Annotated in this window: 18 protein-coding genes and 1 riboswitch; of the genes, 10 read left to right on the plus strand and 8 right to left on the minus strand. The window is 33.5% G+C overall.

Annotated features, from left to right (window positions below):
* Window positions 1-425 precede the first annotated feature (425 nt).
* Window positions 426-611, minus strand: coding sequence for a hypothetical protein (locus ACFX4R_RS28935; protein WP_034652964.1), 186 nt, complete (start codon window positions 609-611; stop codon window positions 426-428).
* A gap of 386 nt (window positions 612-997) precedes the next feature.
* On the opposite strand from ACFX4R_RS28935, the gene ACFX4R_RS28940 reads away from it, so the two are divergent.
* Window positions 998-1,201 (plus strand): cold-shock protein, encoded by a 204-nt coding sequence (locus ACFX4R_RS28940; RefSeq protein ID WP_047934552.1) that lies wholly within the window; start codon window positions 998-1,000, stop codon window positions 1,199-1,201.
* A gap of 242 nt (window positions 1,202-1,443) precedes the next feature.
* Here ACFX4R_RS28940 and ACFX4R_RS28945 read toward each other — a convergent pair whose 3' ends face one another.
* A complete protein-coding gene (locus tag ACFX4R_RS28945) occupies window positions 1,444-1,686 on the minus strand; it encodes a cold-inducible protein YdjO-related protein (protein WP_162215385.1) in 243 nt (80 codons plus the stop codon).
* 237 nt (window positions 1,687-1,923) lie between these two features.
* Here ACFX4R_RS28945 and cshA point away from each other — a divergent pair, with 237 nt between their 5' ends.
* The 4 genes from cshA (at window position 1,924) to ACFX4R_RS28965 (ending at window position 5,035) form a co-directional block, all read left to right on the plus strand.
* Entirely contained in the window at window positions 1,924-3,324 is a 1,401-nt protein-coding gene (gene cshA / locus ACFX4R_RS28950; RefSeq protein WP_377259715.1) for a degradosome RNA helicase CshA, read from the plus strand.
* 338 nt (window positions 3,325-3,662) lie between these two features.
* Window positions 3,663-3,833, plus strand: coding sequence for a hypothetical protein (locus tag ACFX4R_RS28955; RefSeq protein ID WP_377571650.1), 171 nt, complete (start codon window positions 3,663-3,665; stop codon window positions 3,831-3,833).
* 26 nt (window positions 3,834-3,859) lie between these two features.
* A complete protein-coding gene (locus tag ACFX4R_RS28960; RefSeq protein ID WP_163081079.1) occupies window positions 3,860-4,048 on the plus strand; it encodes a hypothetical protein in 189 nt (62 codons plus the stop codon).
* 462 nt (window positions 4,049-4,510) lie between these two features.
* Window positions 4,511-5,035, plus strand: coding sequence for a hypothetical protein (locus tag ACFX4R_RS28965; RefSeq protein WP_377571652.1), 525 nt, complete (start codon window positions 4,511-4,513; stop codon window positions 5,033-5,035).
* 88 nt (window positions 5,036-5,123) lie between these two features.
* On the opposite strand, the gene ACFX4R_RS28970 is transcribed toward ACFX4R_RS28965, so the two are convergent.
* Window positions 5,124-6,203 carry a YsnF/AvaK domain-containing protein gene (locus ACFX4R_RS28970; protein WP_377571654.1) on the minus strand — a complete coding sequence of 360 codons (1,080 nt, stop codon included), beginning with the start codon at window positions 6,201-6,203 and terminating at the stop codon, window positions 5,124-5,126.
* 711 nt (window positions 6,204-6,914) lie between these two features.
* Between ACFX4R_RS28970 and ACFX4R_RS28975 the strand changes: the two genes are divergently transcribed.
* Window positions 6,915-7,748: an STAS domain-containing protein gene (locus ACFX4R_RS28975; protein WP_377259727.1), complete on the plus strand. Its 834-nt coding sequence runs from the start codon at window positions 6,915-6,917 to the stop codon at window positions 7,746-7,748.
* Between the two features lie 498 nt (window positions 7,749-8,246).
* Here the strand turns inward: ACFX4R_RS28975 and ACFX4R_RS28980 are convergent, their stop codons facing one another.
* The gene (locus ACFX4R_RS28980; protein WP_377259730.1) at window positions 8,247-9,233 is read right to left on the minus strand and encodes a DUF3231 family protein; all 987 of its coding nucleotides are present in this window, start codon (window positions 9,231-9,233) and stop codon (window positions 8,247-8,249) included.
* Window positions 9,234-9,442: 209 nt separating this feature from the next.
* On the opposite strand from ACFX4R_RS28980, the gene ACFX4R_RS28985 reads away from it, so the two are divergent.
* On the plus strand, window positions 9,443-9,901 hold the full coding sequence (locus ACFX4R_RS28985; RefSeq protein WP_377571656.1) for a hypothetical protein: 459 nt from the start codon (window positions 9,443-9,445) through the stop codon (window positions 9,899-9,901).
* Between the two features lie 419 nt (window positions 9,902-10,320).
* Window positions 10,321-10,950, plus strand: a complete 630-nt coding sequence (locus ACFX4R_RS28990; RefSeq protein WP_377571661.1) for an IS6 family transposase — start codon at window positions 10,321-10,323, stop codon at window positions 10,948-10,950.
* A gap of 645 nt (window positions 10,951-11,595) precedes the next feature.
* On the opposite strand, the gene ACFX4R_RS28995 is transcribed toward ACFX4R_RS28990, so the two are convergent.
* The 3 genes from ACFX4R_RS28995 to ACFX4R_RS29005 form a co-directional block, all read right to left on the minus strand.
* Window positions 11,596-11,745 (minus strand): hypothetical protein, encoded by a 150-nt coding sequence (locus tag ACFX4R_RS28995; RefSeq protein ID WP_230185353.1) that lies wholly within the window; start codon window positions 11,743-11,745, stop codon window positions 11,596-11,598.
* A gap of 127 nt (window positions 11,746-11,872) precedes the next feature.
* The gene (locus ACFX4R_RS29000; protein WP_025751503.1) at window positions 11,873-12,052 is read right to left on the minus strand and encodes a hypothetical protein; all 180 of its coding nucleotides are present in this window, start codon (window positions 12,050-12,052) and stop codon (window positions 11,873-11,875) included.
* 304 nt (window positions 12,053-12,356) lie between these two features.
* Window positions 12,357-12,557, minus strand: coding sequence for a hypothetical protein (locus tag ACFX4R_RS29005; protein WP_377571658.1), 201 nt, complete (start codon window positions 12,555-12,557; stop codon window positions 12,357-12,359).
* Window positions 12,558-13,190: 633 nt separating this feature from the next.
* On the opposite strand from ACFX4R_RS29005, the gene ACFX4R_RS29010 reads away from it, so the two are divergent.
* Window positions 13,191-13,382 carry a hypothetical protein gene (locus ACFX4R_RS29010; RefSeq protein WP_230185017.1) on the plus strand — a complete coding sequence of 64 codons (192 nt, stop codon included), beginning with the start codon at window positions 13,191-13,193 and terminating at the stop codon, window positions 13,380-13,382.
* A 130-nt stretch (window positions 13,383-13,512) separates the two neighbouring features.
* Window positions 13,513-13,887 carry an iron chaperone gene (locus ACFX4R_RS29015; RefSeq protein WP_230185016.1) on the plus strand — a complete coding sequence of 125 codons (375 nt, stop codon included), beginning with the start codon at window positions 13,513-13,515 and terminating at the stop codon, window positions 13,885-13,887.
* Between the two features lie 470 nt (window positions 13,888-14,357).
* On the opposite strand, the gene clpP is transcribed toward ACFX4R_RS29015, so the two are convergent.
* On the minus strand, window positions 14,358-14,942 hold the full coding sequence (gene clpP / locus ACFX4R_RS29020) for an ATP-dependent Clp endopeptidase proteolytic subunit ClpP (protein WP_230185015.1): 585 nt from the start codon (window positions 14,940-14,942) through the stop codon (window positions 14,358-14,360).
* 404 nt (window positions 14,943-15,346) lie between these two features.
* Window positions 15,347-15,390: riboswitch (cyclic di-GMP riboswitch) on the plus strand. This riboswitch is flagged as partial in the annotation.

Genomic DNA, 15,390 nt, shown 5'->3' on the forward strand with positions numbered 1-15,390 from the left:
ATTAATTGCTTTATACTCGATTTCGTATTGGATTTTTCAAAAGGTGCTACATTTTTTCTTAATTCAGTCGTTTTTTGTTTGCTCATGTGTTCCTCCTTACATCTTTACCATATTTAATATACAGCTCTTCTTTACATTTATAGTAGAACATAGTAGCTGGTATTAAAAGATATAAACGTCAAGTAGTTAATATGACAATTGTCATACATGTGTGAATGTATTTTCTTAATAAAAGGAAAAGGGTGTGAAAAAATTCAGTTTCATTAAAGCATTAGCATTATTTCAGTCCTAGCTATGTAATGGTGCTCATAAACCTGTACCTTTTCAACAGGTTTTGAGCCACTATTTTTTAAATATATTGCGAACAAAAAACTACCTCCTCTAAATGATGACTAGGGCCGGTAGTTTTTCAGAGCTATGAATGTTCAACTTTTGTTCATTTTGGTATAAAAACTCTTTAACAATTTCATCATATCACGCCCCGATGTTCTAGACAGTTTATCATTATCTTCATGCGTACTCACATACCAGCTGCCCTTGTCATCTTCATTTAATCTATATACCTTACCGTTTCTACTATCTGTATAAAAGTCTCCATCCTTCAGTCTCAAACGATCCCCCCTCTACCACGTATATACCCTGTATTGTACCCAAGATATCCATTTTATAAAAAATTTCATCTACACAAAAACAGCAGGGCTCTTAACACGCTTACTATTTTGTATGTAAGCTACATATGTGGAAAGTCAATTGAATTTATTTACTCCTAGTAGATCTTAAATTAATCTTTTTACAATAGGATTTCACGCTTGAAAGGGTCATTTTTCCTGTATTTGCTATATTCGGTTTTATATGTTACGATTAAGTTAATTATTTTTGTTCGGTGTAGGATTAAGAGAAGAGAAATCTCTTCCATAGAAATTTTCATCTTAAGATAGTATGGTTGGACAAGGGTAGTAATATAAGTGTGGAGTATTCCACACTAGGAGGCAATATTATGGAACAAGGTACAGTGAAATGGTTTAATGCAGACAAAGGCTTCGGTTTTATCGAAATCGAAGGCGGAGACGATGTATTCGTACATTTCAGCTCTATTCAAAGTGAAGGCTTTAAATCGTTAGACGAAGGTCAAAAAGTAACGTTTGATATCGAACAAGGTCAACGTGGAGCACAAGCTGCTAACGTTCATAAAGTAGCATAATCAAAATGAGTAAAAAGACTCCACCTGGGAGTCTTTTTTACTTTTAATTCCACTAGCTAGAAAAACCAGACTTAAAAGTCTGGTTTTTTAGACAAAACGAACGGTACAAGATGTAGACTAGTTAAAACATACACTGGAAATATAAAGCAAATAAGGATATCAATTTGTTAAAGAGTTTAATTGTAGTTAAAAAAATCAGAAGTTTTTGGTGATTTACACAAAAATGTGGGTATGAATTATTTTTAATGGGGATTAGGAGACTCATCTAAAAACCGTTCTCGAGCTCTCATTTTATGACCACATAAAGGACACTTTTGATGATTTTCATAAGAGAAGTTTTTTCTCATCCAACCATTAGACTCTTCTGATTGATATTCCCAAATTTCTGTTCGTTCTTTAGGTAAGGGTTCTTGACCTTTCTTCCTATGGTTATAATACTTAACTACATCATTCCTTCTAAATAGTTTACCTTTTAAAAAAGAGATATCAGGACCCCTATCTTTCTAAATTAAACCGCATTTTATAGATCCTATAAGAATTTATAAATACACGGAAGCGCGGATAAAATAAGGCATGAATTCGTCTTGTACAGATAAGTTAGAACAAGACTTCCATTGATAATAACACTGATTTACAATACGCAGGAATGAATAAGTAACATCTCTGGTTAAAGAGTACTTTTCTCATTTCTGAATTTGAGTAAAAGAAGGAGCACGAAACAGTTGAAAAATTTTTCTGATTTTCACTTAAGTAAGGACATTGAAAAGGCCATTCATAACTTGGGTTTTGAAGAGGCTACGCCAATTCAGGCTGAAGCTATTCCAATGGCTATGACGGGTAAAGATCTAATTGGACAAGCTCAAACCGGGACTGGAAAGACAACAGCTTTTGGTATACCCCTTATTGAGCGAGTTGAGCTTGATGAAGAAGCGATTCAGGGAATCGTTCTAGCGCCGACGCGTGAACTGGCGATTCAAGTAGCTGAGGAATTAAATCGAATTGGACAGGTAAAAGGAGTTAAAACATTACCCATTTATGGGGGGCAGGACATTAATCGTCAAATCAAGGCCCTCAAGAACAGACCGCATATTATCTCGGCAACCCCTGGACGTCTTATGGACCATATGAAAAGAAGAACGATTCGTTTAAATCATATTCGTACGGCTGTTCTGGATGAAGCAGATGAGATGTTAAACATGGGCTTTATTGAAGATATCCAAACAATCCTTGGTGGGATTTCTTCTCCCCATCAAACCTTACTATTTTCAGCAACCATGTCGAAGCAAGTACAAAGTTTAGCCCAGAAATTTATGAACACTCCTGAACTCGTGAGAGTAAAAGCGAAGGAGTTAACAGTAAAGAATATTGAGCAACGTTATGTGGAAATTCCAGATAATCGAAAGTTTGATGTTCTTTGTAATCTTGTAGATCTTCAAGCACCAGACCTTGCTATTGTGTTTGGACGAACAAAAAAACGTGTGGATGAACTTGCTGAAGGGCTAAAAAAACGTGGGTATGCAGCAGAAGGCATTCACGGAGACCTTACACAATCAAAACGTGCCGATGTGATTCGTCAATTCAAGGATCATACGATTGAGATTATGGTCGCAACCGACGTTGCAGCAAGAGGACTTGATATTACAGGTGTCAGTCATGTCTATAATTTTGATATTCCTCAGGATCCTGAAAGCTATGTTCATCGTATTGGTCGAACAGGACGGGCAGGTAATAAGGGATTGGCGGTTACATTTATAACTTCGAGAGAACGTCATCACTTAAAAGTGATTGAAGATGTTACGAAAACAAAGATGTCTAGACAATCGCCTCCCACTTCTAGTGAAGTAATGGCAGGAAGTCAGGAAGCAATCATACACCGCGTTTTGAACACCATCGACAAGAGAGAGTTCGGGGAATATAAACCTGTGGCGGAAAAGTTATTAGAAGAAGTGGATTCTGTTACTTTATTGTCAGCCACTTTAAAGCTCTTAACAAAAGAATCCAATATGGCTCCTGTCCAATTAACTGAAGTGGCACCACTTCGTAATGAAAAGGCAAAAACGGAGCGTAAGAGAAGTAGAGGCAGAAAAGAAACAGTATGGCGTGAAAAAAAGTATAGAAAATAATCCCTTACTGTTTTATGACTATGTACTTCATTAGTAGGTATTGAGGTTTATCACACCGTAAGGTGTCAACATACAACTATCCCTTCGTGAACTAACTATCGAAGAAAGGTTGCTTACTTTTTTAACACATATATCAGAAAATCTATACGAATTGATGTAAGCCTTTCTCAGCTCCATTATAAGAATCACACGGAAACTTTAATTGTTAATCCTTATGATTGTGGAGAACTAAAAAAATATCAGGCAAAAGAACTGGGTAAAAATAAAGAATCTTAAGAGATTTAAATTATGTCTTAAGATAAATTTTATTATTTCTGATACGAGAGAGGATGAGGGCCATGAGCGTAAAACCATTTACTAATGGAGAAATAGTAAACATAAGAGTATCGAATGAATTAGTGACAATCTTAAAAAGTCATTATGTAAAAAACATGAAAAGATACTCTTATACGGTCAAAAAATATCCAAGTACTTTTTTCTTTGAAGAAGAATTAATGAAACAAGAATAATAAGTAGATAAAGAGGTGCTACACCTATGCTTAAATTTAAAGTTATTTTTGAATTTATAAATGGCAGGTCAAAGGAATTAAAATTTGAAGCCATATCAAAGAAAGAAGTCATTAGTCATATAACAAAATATGAAAGATTCATTTCGAATGAAAAAGAGCTAGTGCATATCAATTTAAATAATGTGGTACAATTTATGGTTACAGAAGAAAAATAAGAATAATAAAGATAGGCATCTATTAATTGAGGTGCTTTTTATTTTGATAGAAATACTGATTTAAGAAATAAGCAATACTATAAGGTTTAGAGCTCTTTGATTCCATGACGTATCATCAGTGGCAAGCACTTACGAAAAACAGGTGATTTTTTTAAAGAATGGTAGCTCTAAACCTGCTATTATTAAGGCTGAGAATGAAGACGTTTTAAAACAATAAATTTCAAGCCATGAAGGTTGGTTTGAATTTAAAGAAATAGTAACCAGTAAAAGAACTATAAAAGTGTCTGGGAGATTAGAGACATTGACTTATTTCTCAATTAGAGAATATCGAAAACCAAGAGTAGAAAGATTTAATTAAATTTCCCTTTAAGGATACTGATTCATCAGTGTTCTTTTTTATTTTGAGAAAACAGGGAATCTTTTAAGACTCGTCGTATTCATATAGATAAAGAGGTGGTTGAATTGAAACTAGAACAATTAATTATCAATAATATTGAATTTAACGTTGAAAATTTTGAAGAAAAAACAATTACACATTCCACTACAGGTGAGCAGCTAAAAAAGATTGGTTTTGCATTTTCGGTTATAGGAAAAAAAGAGTATAACTTATATGACTTATTTTTTGAGAGCCCAAATTTTGAACTTACTATTGTTGATACAAATGAAAAACTTAAAATGAAAAATATTTCACACAGTACTTTCTATCAAGCAGCAGAGATATCAGATGACACAAAAGTCGTATTTAGAATTAAGTTACAACAAGAACCAGCCAAAGAAAAAGAACTTACAGAAGATCAGAAGTTGATGGTTAACGCCGTAAATGAGGTTGTGTTATCTAGGATAAGATTTAAAGTGTTAGTAGAAGTACTAGAAGAAAAAGGATTAATCAAAGGTGATGAATTATTTGGTGAGATTGAAAAAGTAGCTAAAAAAGACTTTGACACGTTAAAGAGAGAATTACTTTATGAAAAAGAGCTACTAAGATGAGGAAAAAAAGCTGCCAGTCCAAACGGGCAGCCTTTCCTTAAACCTTCTCAACAGTTCCCTCTACCACAAAATATAACGAGCCTTTACTTTATTTCTTCTTCCTGTTCTTGTTTGTTGAAGCTCCATTGTTATTTTCCCCTTCAGAAGCAGGAGAATTGGTACCTTTAGCTTGAGTTTCTTGCTTTTGATTGTTTACTGAGACTGCAGCCTCTTGAAGCTCTTCCACAACAGGAGAAGTTGTCACTTTAAGTTGGGATTCCTGCTTCTTGTTAGTTGAAAGTGTAACCTTTTCCTCTTTTGGAATGTCAGAAGCAGGTGCCGCAGCAACTTCTGCATAACTTTGGTCCACGTAATTAGTCCTGTTTTGATAGACTTCGGAGTCAGAAAGTTCTGATTGTTCGATTCGTGCTTCTTCCTTTCGAACAGTGTCTTTCATTTCTTTTGTCTCTTGAATTTTACGCTTGCCAACGACTACTTCTTCCACGACTACAGGTCTTTTCGTCACCTCAATTCGTTCCTCTGTAATAGGAATACGGATGATTTCATTCTCTGTCAATGGGCTGCCATCGTACTGACCATCTATGACCGGACGTCTTTCTACATAGACTTCCTCACGGATAACAGGAACCTGGATAGTTCGTAGTTCTTCCACAATTTCCTTACGAAGTTGTACTTCACCGATCTGGACGCGTTCTTTTCTTACATCGAGTTGTTCTTCACGTAGTTGGACAGATTTTTGTTCTTCACTCTCGTATTGAATCTCTCTAATCGTATCATATGAAGGAATCGTTTGAGTTTCCTCTGTATCAATCATAACAAGAATTTTCCCTTTGTTCACATCCATTTCACACTGCTTCGCAGTAGAACTTTGAACCCCCATTCTAACAAGTTTTGAAGTTAGATCACTGGCTTGTTTAACAGGAGTCATTCCACCTGTCATCATGGTGAGAAAACTGTCCATCATCACACCTGCTAACGAACTTACTGCTGGTGTACCGACTTCTATCATCACGTCGGTTTCAGCTCTCAATCGCAGAGTATCACTTCTATTTTTTGCTACCACCATTATATCTGTTTCACGACATCCCTGACGTTTTAACCCCTCAATTGTGAACAGCGCTTCTTGCTCCGAATAAAAAGTTCCGACAACTCTTTTTGTTATTCCCATTCTCCCATCTCCTTAAAATTGAAGTAAACGCAAACATATCCTTACATTTAATTCCATATTTTTTATATACCCAGTGTTTTTTTATTTGAAACGTAGTACGAGTGACTGTATAAACGCCAAAATTTCGACAATATTTCTATTTATTTTGATATTTTTCGTTAGAAGAATGGTAAACGTAATTTGTTTATTTTTTGATAAAATTAATCGTAAATAACTTGTAAAATGTATATCTACAGAAGAGATTAAAAAAGGAAATAATCGGTTTTGAAGAAAAGTGGAGATTTGACTACATAAGATATAATAAGCAAAACTATTTTTCAAAAAAAGTTGGATTGGAATGTAAAAAGAAACATATCTTTTTGAAGATTTGTTTTTTTTATTTAATCATTTATAAAAATAAATAATAATTAATATCTGAAGTAAACTCATCAAGATACTGTAAGGTACCAAACCTTAGATTCGAATTGCATAACATCCAAACAATTGAAAGCAACTACTGGTGCTCAGACAGTAGTTGCTTTCTGTTGTTTGATGTATACCTTATTCATATTTGGTTTACATAATCACTATATGGGGAAGAGGTAAGCAATTCAGCAATCAATACGTGTTGTTTCTGGGTCCTAATATTCATCTATTAGTGAGTTTTTTATTAAGATGAAAAGAATGAAAAATGTTTTTATTATATAAGCAATATCAAAGGAGTTAAGATTTATGCAAAGTGTTCAAAGTGAGGATTTAAAGGATATTAGAGCTACAATCCTCGAAAAAAAAGAAGGTTTAGCTGAAACAAAAAGACAAGAACTTGCAGATACTCATCATATTTATACAGAGCTAACAAATTTCCGCGTTGATCTTATTACAATTTATGGGGAATCCATTTTGATGGAAAAAGATGTAGCTATCGATACTATAAAAAAGTGGGGAGAAAACATAGCTGATCTATTAGTGAATCATGGTCTTCCATTAAACCTTGCTTTAGAGGAAATTAGTTTTTATCGAAATGAAATTGGAGAAATCATTAAAGAAAAAGGGGAAGATAACCAATTTTCTTTAGATACTTTTCACTCCATAACTTCTCATTTTAATACTGTTGTGGATGACGCTATTCAATGGGTAAGTAAATCATATGTAAAAGGTTATACAGAAAAGATAAATCATGCAAAGTATGCTATTGATGAACTTTCTATTCCAGTTGTCCGCATGACAGAAGAAATAGGAATTCTTCCCTTAGTAGGCGATTTAGATACAAAAAGAGCACAGATTTTAATGGAAAATGCTTTAGATAAAGGAAAGGAGTACAAATTAAAATGGCTAATCTTTGATCTATCTGCCGTCCCCATTATTGATACAATGGTAGCTGATCAACTTTTCAAAGTAATAGCAGCACTAAAACTTTTAGGAATTAACGTCATTATAAGTGGAATGCGTGCAGAAATTGCTCAAATCATGGTCAGATTAGGCATAGAAGTGAAAGGTATCAAAAGTTTTTCTAGTTTACATCAAGCTGTTGATTATGCAAATTCATTCACAGAATCTTTAAGATAATCCGCAAATCATGGATCTATGCTCGGATTTCTTAATAGTACCAGAGAAAACTACCTTCATGCTGGACTGCACTTCAATTGTTAGACAGAAGCTAATAATTGGGGCTTTTATGTACATATAATAGCCACATCTAATTCTAGATGTGGCTATTAATATTCAGTTTTATTACCGAGAAATCAAATTATGGTGCGACAAGAAGTCGCTTTCTTACAGTGTAGCAAACGCTACTCATCTAGACGCAAAGGGAATCTCCGTTCGAAACGGCATGCTTGGTAACGAGCCTGTCGGTTGCATGAGGAAATGCGGAAACAGAGGACAAATGCATGGTCCAGAATACTGCTAGGAGAAAATAGGTATGGTAAACGAAAGTGAAGGGGCTCTCTTTCCGGTTGGCACTCAAACACGATTGTTCGAGTGCCAAGAGGGTCTTCGTATAAAGACATTGTCAATTCCTTAATGCCTCCCCCGGCCCGCCTACCATTGACAACTGTGTAGTCCCTACTTTGAAGATAAGTCTTCTCTATCCGCAGCTTCGGGTGGTGTTTCCATCCATCCGTTTTCTATCATGATATCAGCTGCATCATTAACAAATCCTGATATATCCTTTAAAAAATTTGCATACATTAGCGCTAAATCGCGCCTTCCGTTTACAGCTACTGAATTTCCAAAATTTCTTACTCTCATCGAAAACATATCCATTTTATGAAATACCATTAATTTATCGGAAAAAGGAGAAGATGTTGAAGTGGTCACTAAATGATCAATTAATTCCGGAGAAGGCAAGTTATCATCGTGAAGTTTTTTTATATAGCCTTCAATCGCTTTATAAGTAAGTTCTTCTCCTTTTATAAATAACTCTCGAATCTTTTTCGTTTTTGTCACTTGACTAAATGCCATTACTAAGGCTTTGCTTGCCACGTTAGTCTCTAGATTATCGTATAAATGGGCAATTTCTAATGCATGTAAAGGTCGAACATCTCCAATAAAACCTTTTAAATAATTTTTGTGTGCTATATTTACTTTTTGTGGTGTCGGAATAATAGGCGATTTAATAACCAACCCTTTATTTATTGAAATATCTTTGATCTGTTCCCCCAATTTTATAGTTGATTCCATACAATGAAGGGAAAATTTCCTTATATCCTCTCTATACATTAACGGTATTCCTACACTGTAAAGACTAAGTCCTACTTTAGTTACATATCTTAAATAATGTACATAGAACTCGTCTTCAAATAATTTTGGAGCATCAAGATTAACATCTTCTTTTGTAAAACCATGTGGAATAGGAAAGTTCTCTTTTATGAAAATATCTTTTATGGTTTTCTGAAATTCTTTACTTAAGTTTAGTGCATTTTCCAATAATTTTTTTATGTCTTGGTCTTCAACATGTTGAAGAAAGTAACTTAGAATACATGTAGACATGCTATTGCCCATATATGTAGCCCAAAGTTTACCCATTTCCGCAGAAATTAATTTTTCCATATAAAATCTCCTACATCAATTTTTTCTTAGATTTACCATTAAAAGAATATATATTCTTTTAATTCCCAAACTTTAGTTTTTCCAGAAAAGATTATTTGAATGAGTTTCAATCTGTCCATGGGTAAAGTAAAATACTCCATTACAAATTACGTATATTAGCTCTAATTGGAAGAATAATACTCTTATCTTTTAATTTGGAGGAATCTATAATGAAGAAAGCACATATTTTAATTGTTGGTAGCTGTTTATGTTCAATCATTTTTGGTTCTGTTAATACTTACGCTTATATACCAGAAAAACTTCCTACGTCCCAATCATCAGACCATTGGAAAGTAAAGATAGACAAACCCGACGTTAAGAACTTAAAGGATAATGATGAGTTTAATACCTATAGTATCGATGTGAGAAACTTAGGTGCACAGGTTTACGATGCTACAGTAGAGATCTATAGGGATGAGCCAAATACAAATACTAAAGCTGAATTAATCACATATAAAATACCTGATTCACAGAACTTCTTCCATCATCAAAATCAACCTATTTCGGTTGGTTCAAAAAAGATTGAAGTAGTTGTAACATGGAAAGAAGAACCCTTTAGAGTTATGAAGGACGGAAAGAAATATCCTGCACGAAAGTTTAGACAAGCATTCTTATTCCCACAAAAGTAAAATTAAAAGCCCTCTTTATTTAAAAGGAGGCTTTTCTTTATTTACTCTTCATTTACAGAATCAATTACAAAACAAATGGCAGCTGAATGTGGAGGCCAAATTGAAGTGAAAAAACGCTACATTTGAGAATTATATTGGACAAGATGAAAAATGGAGTCATTATATAGATGGTAAAAAAGAAAAATACATGGAGAATCTACACTGTTAAGTAAATGATAAAACACTTTCCTTATAAATCCTTTGTTCTTTGAATGAAATGTAGAAAAACCCATAATTTCACTTCTTTTAATATATCAATCTACCTTTCACTTACCTTTTAAGAAATTGGGTTCTGGTGCAAAAACTTCAAGATAATTGCAATGAATCTCTAAATCTTGGACATACTGATACTATCAGTCTAAAAAGGGTGTGTGATCGGTATGGAAAAAGAAGTTTTGTTCAAATGGAAGCATTATCAGCCTGATATTATTTTACTAACGGTGAGATGGTACCTACGGTACAACCTAAGTTTTCGTGATTTGGTGGAAATGATGGAGGAGCGAGGCTTATCTATCGCTCACACGACCATTATGCGTTGGGTTCATCAATATGGACCTGAATTAGATGAAAGAGTACGACATCACCTTAAGATAACAAATGACTCCTGGAGAGTTGATGATACGTATATCAAGGTAAAAGGGCAATGGATGTATTTATATCGTGCGGTCGATTCAGAAGGGAATACCATTGATTTTTATCTAAGTAAATCAAGGGACAAAAACCCAGCCTATCCTGTGGCGATTCAAGAGTTAAAAGAAGAGAAACATATGCCTCAAGGCATAAAAATAAGGCAAGTTCGATATCTCAATAATATCGTGGAACAAGATCACCGTTTCATTAAGAAACGTGTGCGTTCTATGTTGGGATTTAAGTCATATGAAACGGCTACTTCTATATTGAGTGGCATTGAAGTGATGCATATGGTGAAAAAAGAACAACTTCACCGACAGGTGAAGTCTGCCCAAAATGAAGTTGAATTCATACATAAGTTGTTTGGAATTTCATCATAATCTGGAATGGAACAGACTATGTAGGTTCTATGTCTCTATCAAATGGTTTTCGCACCAGGACCATAAAAAATAGTATAATCACTTTTTATAATTACAGATATAACTATTTATAATGTAAGCGCTATCTGTTATAATGAAAGCAGGTGGATAGCATGCGTGGCTATCGTTGTATTTGGCGCAGGTGGGGCCCATACAGAAAGAAAGAATGAACTTTTCTTAACTCTGTGTTGTGTTACATACAACTTCGTACATACAAGTTAATACAATCAATACGTACATTATTAATTTGTATGTATAAGAGATTACTAGAGAGGTAATGATAGAAGTAAGAAACATAAATAAAGGAGGAAAAGATGTTGAAAGAATATAAACAGGTGTTCTCTAATTTTATTGATGAAGACCGATTCGAACTACATTCATACCTTACTTATTTATTCAATCAATCTCAGGACAAAGATGTAATTCAGTTAGAAGATGAACATATAACATGATAAATGTACCCATATTGTAAAGTGGAAGGGTAGATATATGAATAAAAAATAGGATAAGCGACCTTACTGTTCGAATTAGGATAGATAAGTCGCTTTTTATTGTTCTCATGTAAAGGCTTCCTGTTAGTGAGTTAATTCTATTACAGAGGGTATTCTATGAGATACTTCGAAGCTGTTTAGTTAATCGTAAGAGGGCTTCTTTATCTTTATTCTTTGAAGCTTGTTCCAGTTGCACCAGAATTTCTGTTTTTTGAACGTCACGTAGATTTTTCATTGATAAAAGTTGATTAAATGTAGAATTCATGTCTTTTATCTCTCCTATCTTTGTGCAAGCATTTTTCTTTGTATTCCACACCCATCATTCTTTTCCCTTTAAAAGCTTTCCATATTTAATAAAAAAACTCAGTCAAAAAAGACTGAGTTTCTGCTTATTATATGCTATTTACACCACTTTCTACCATAGCATGTTCCCAGCTAGGGAAAAAATAAAGTGCATTTTTCATTAGTTTTGGATGTGTTTGCTTTACTTTTTTCTTTTTTAGAGATTGTCCATTTGTTCCTAAGTACTGGATTTGGGCTTTGACTTCTTCGACCGTCATATCGGCTTGCATAAGATCACTCCCTTTATCAAGTTGGCTCTATTATTCCCTTCTTTTAGATAGGCAAAACATATGCTTCTAGAATTAGCTTATATTTGATACAAATTATGAAGAATAACTACAACAAAGACTGCCCTTTATGTATCAGTCTTCTACCAAGGGTTCTTTCTCCGGAGTATGTAGCTTTTTATACATCTGCTTATCCTCAGAAAATAGTCTTTATGAAAAAAATATATGTTATTATTTAACTCCAGTTATAGATTCCTTTAAAAAGTTACCATTCCAATGCTTTTAGAATAAGGTTGTTTTTTCTTATTTAACTACTAGATAAACTTCCACTCATTCTTTTTCTCTTATAATGATGATGTCCATAACTTCCGTGATGATCACGGCCTTTTCTATAATCATCACTACTGCTATAACTCTTAAAAGGTTTTGATTTTCCTCTCTTGTAATCACTACTACTGTAATACTTATGTTTATTATTCATTAGTGAATCAAACAGTTTCTTGAACATAATTTAACCACTCCTCATAATTGATTTAAATCTATAAAAAGCAAAAAGCGCTTTTATCTTTTTAGTAGATAAAAGCGCTTGATGTATAAACACAGACTTCACCTAACTAAAAATGTAGGCAAAGGTCTTGCTAACAATTAAAATTGCCAACAAAGCCGGAAACAAAATGTTTCGTAATGACGACTATTGTTGTACAGCTACTCCCCTTTGGAGTATTAAGTTTGTTCAATGATATCGTAGGTCAAATCTATAAATCAATTGATAACCAATCAATGACTACCTTTCAAAATCTCGTTCCTGCTGTTTATTTTGTTTTTGAATCCCACCTACATTGATAGCAAATAACGGAAAATAGGAGTCTGATGCAAAAATTGAACTCTTTTAAAAAAGACATATAGATACCTAATAGAATTTGGTCTTATAATTTGGATACCTCACTTCAAAAGTTCCTGATTTTAAACCTGGGAAAGAATTAAGAGAAGCTGTTAAATAAGTATAAATCCTTGAAAATATCCAGACACTAACCATTGGATACTTCCCTATTTTAATAAAGGTATCTTTTACAATTCTAAATAAGATATAATAAAATATCATTAAAGATTTAAAATACATAGTGTTAAGAATGAGGTTAGAATGTCAAAAACGTTCGAAGTAAACTATTCTGTACTGAAAAAAAATAAACTAGTTCATGGTTCTGTGATGATACAATCTGTTGAAGATAAAAAGAGAATTGTAAAATTAGCTAAATTAGACGTATCTACAAAGGAAAGAGTATTTATTCAGCGTGTGAAAATCTTAGGTTTTAAACCTAACCTATCGATTTGAGTTAAAAAGGAAAAAGTGGTGGAGTAATATTTTATATCTGACCAGCACATCAGCTAAGTCTACATGGAATTAGTTAAGAATACTAATCATTTGATAGTGCTAAAATAGCTTATAGAAGGAAGGAAATAGCATGGCAAACACCATTGAAACAGTAGAACAGTATATGGAACAAGTAGTACCAGACAATCGAAAGCATGATTTGAGCCAACTTCGCAATTTAATTATTCAAATAGTACCTAATGCTATAGAATCCATTAAATATGGAATGCCTTATTATGAACTAAACGGTTCACTATGTGCATTTGCTTCTCAAAAAAATTATATGAGTCTGTACTTTCTAAACACTCCTATTCTGCAAAAGAATATAGATTCTTTAAGAGACCTAAATGTAGGAAAAGGATGTATTCGATTCAGAAATATTGATCAGCTTTCGATAACTGTCATTCAGAAAATCTTAGAAGAATCAGTGGAAGATAACTTGGCTCGTTATAATGGTCATTGCTAGATGCAATATTATTGGATTAATATCATGATGAGGAAAAAGGTATAGTGATAGTGATAGTATTACTCCTAATCACCTACCGATAATTCGTGTTCGTAACTGAATAGCAGGGTTATATTATGTGAATGCAACAAGACAATCATAAGAGATACAATATACAGTGCTGAAAAGAAACAGCAGGCCTGTTAGAAAGCCTGCTGCAGAAGACAAAATGATTTTAAAGTATTGGTATTAGACTACCTTTAATAGTCTGCTCTAGTTAAGAAGCGCTACTTTATCATACTAATTATACACCCTTTTTAAGTAGTAGTATCAGTATGACAAAGAGAGGAATAACCTTTTTAAAAAAATTCCCGTAACAAAACCAGATAAACCTCAAGTGATATATTCTATTATGAATATTTAATGAATGGTATATCTAAGTGTTGTTTTCTTGTGCACAATACCATTGAATCCCTAATCCCTCTTTGCTCTTAAATTTGTTTTGTTAGAATTTGGTCAATTAAACCATACTCTTTTGCAGAATCGGCATTTAGATAATAATCACGATTTGTATCTCTTTCAATTTCTTTTATTGTTCTTCCTGTATGGTAAGCCAGTAACTTATTTAGTCGATTCCTCATACTTAGGATTCTTTTAGCACTAATATCAATGTCAGATGCTTGCCCCTTAGCCCCCCCTAACGGTTGATGAATCATTATTTCACTATTGGGAAGAGAAAATCGTTTTCCTTTTTTACCACCTGCAAGTAAAAAAGCCCCCATTGATGCAGCTATTCCGATGCATAATGTACTTACATCAGGACGGACTTGTTGCATGGTATCGTAAATTCCCAAGCCATCTGTGATAGACCCTCCTGGCGAGTTAATGTAAATAATGATGTCCTTTTTGTCATCCTCTGCTTGCAGGAACAATAATTGTGCAATGATACTACATGCAGTTTCGCGATTAATTTCTCCACTTATCCAAATAATACGATCTTGTAATAATCGTGAATAAATATCATAAGCTCGTTCACCTGTTCTTGTTTGCTCAATTACATATGGGACAAAGTTCATTTGGTTTCCTCCATCTTCTAGAATTCGGTTGTTTTTATGTGGAATTTGGTTTACGATGATAGCCATTTCATAACCAACCATAATTAATATATGCCTATCTTTTAATTTTAAGGATTTTTAAACTTAGTTCTTCCTAATAAAGCAGTCAAAAAAGGTACACCTTTTTAGACGGTAAAAAAACAAACGATAAAGCGTCTATTTAATCTTAAAAACAATCCTTTTTAGACGTATTAAAAATACTCGGCCTTGTTGTACGCTTGGTTTACGTCTCTTCCCAGCTGATAACTCTCAACATTATTTTTGAAGTTAGAAATAGTTATTTAATTCAGAAAATAATTATAAGAATACTTATTTCGACACACTTCAACATCCATTATGTAGTAATATTTATATAAATTTACACATTCAGATAAAGGCAAACTAGTTGAAAAGCTAGGACGCAAAGCTA

It is taken from the genome of Priestia sp. YIM B13490 (genome assembly GCF_042787735.1).
GTDB classification, from domain to species: domain Bacteria; phylum Bacillota; class Bacilli; order Bacillales; family Bacillaceae_H; genus Priestia; species Priestia megaterium.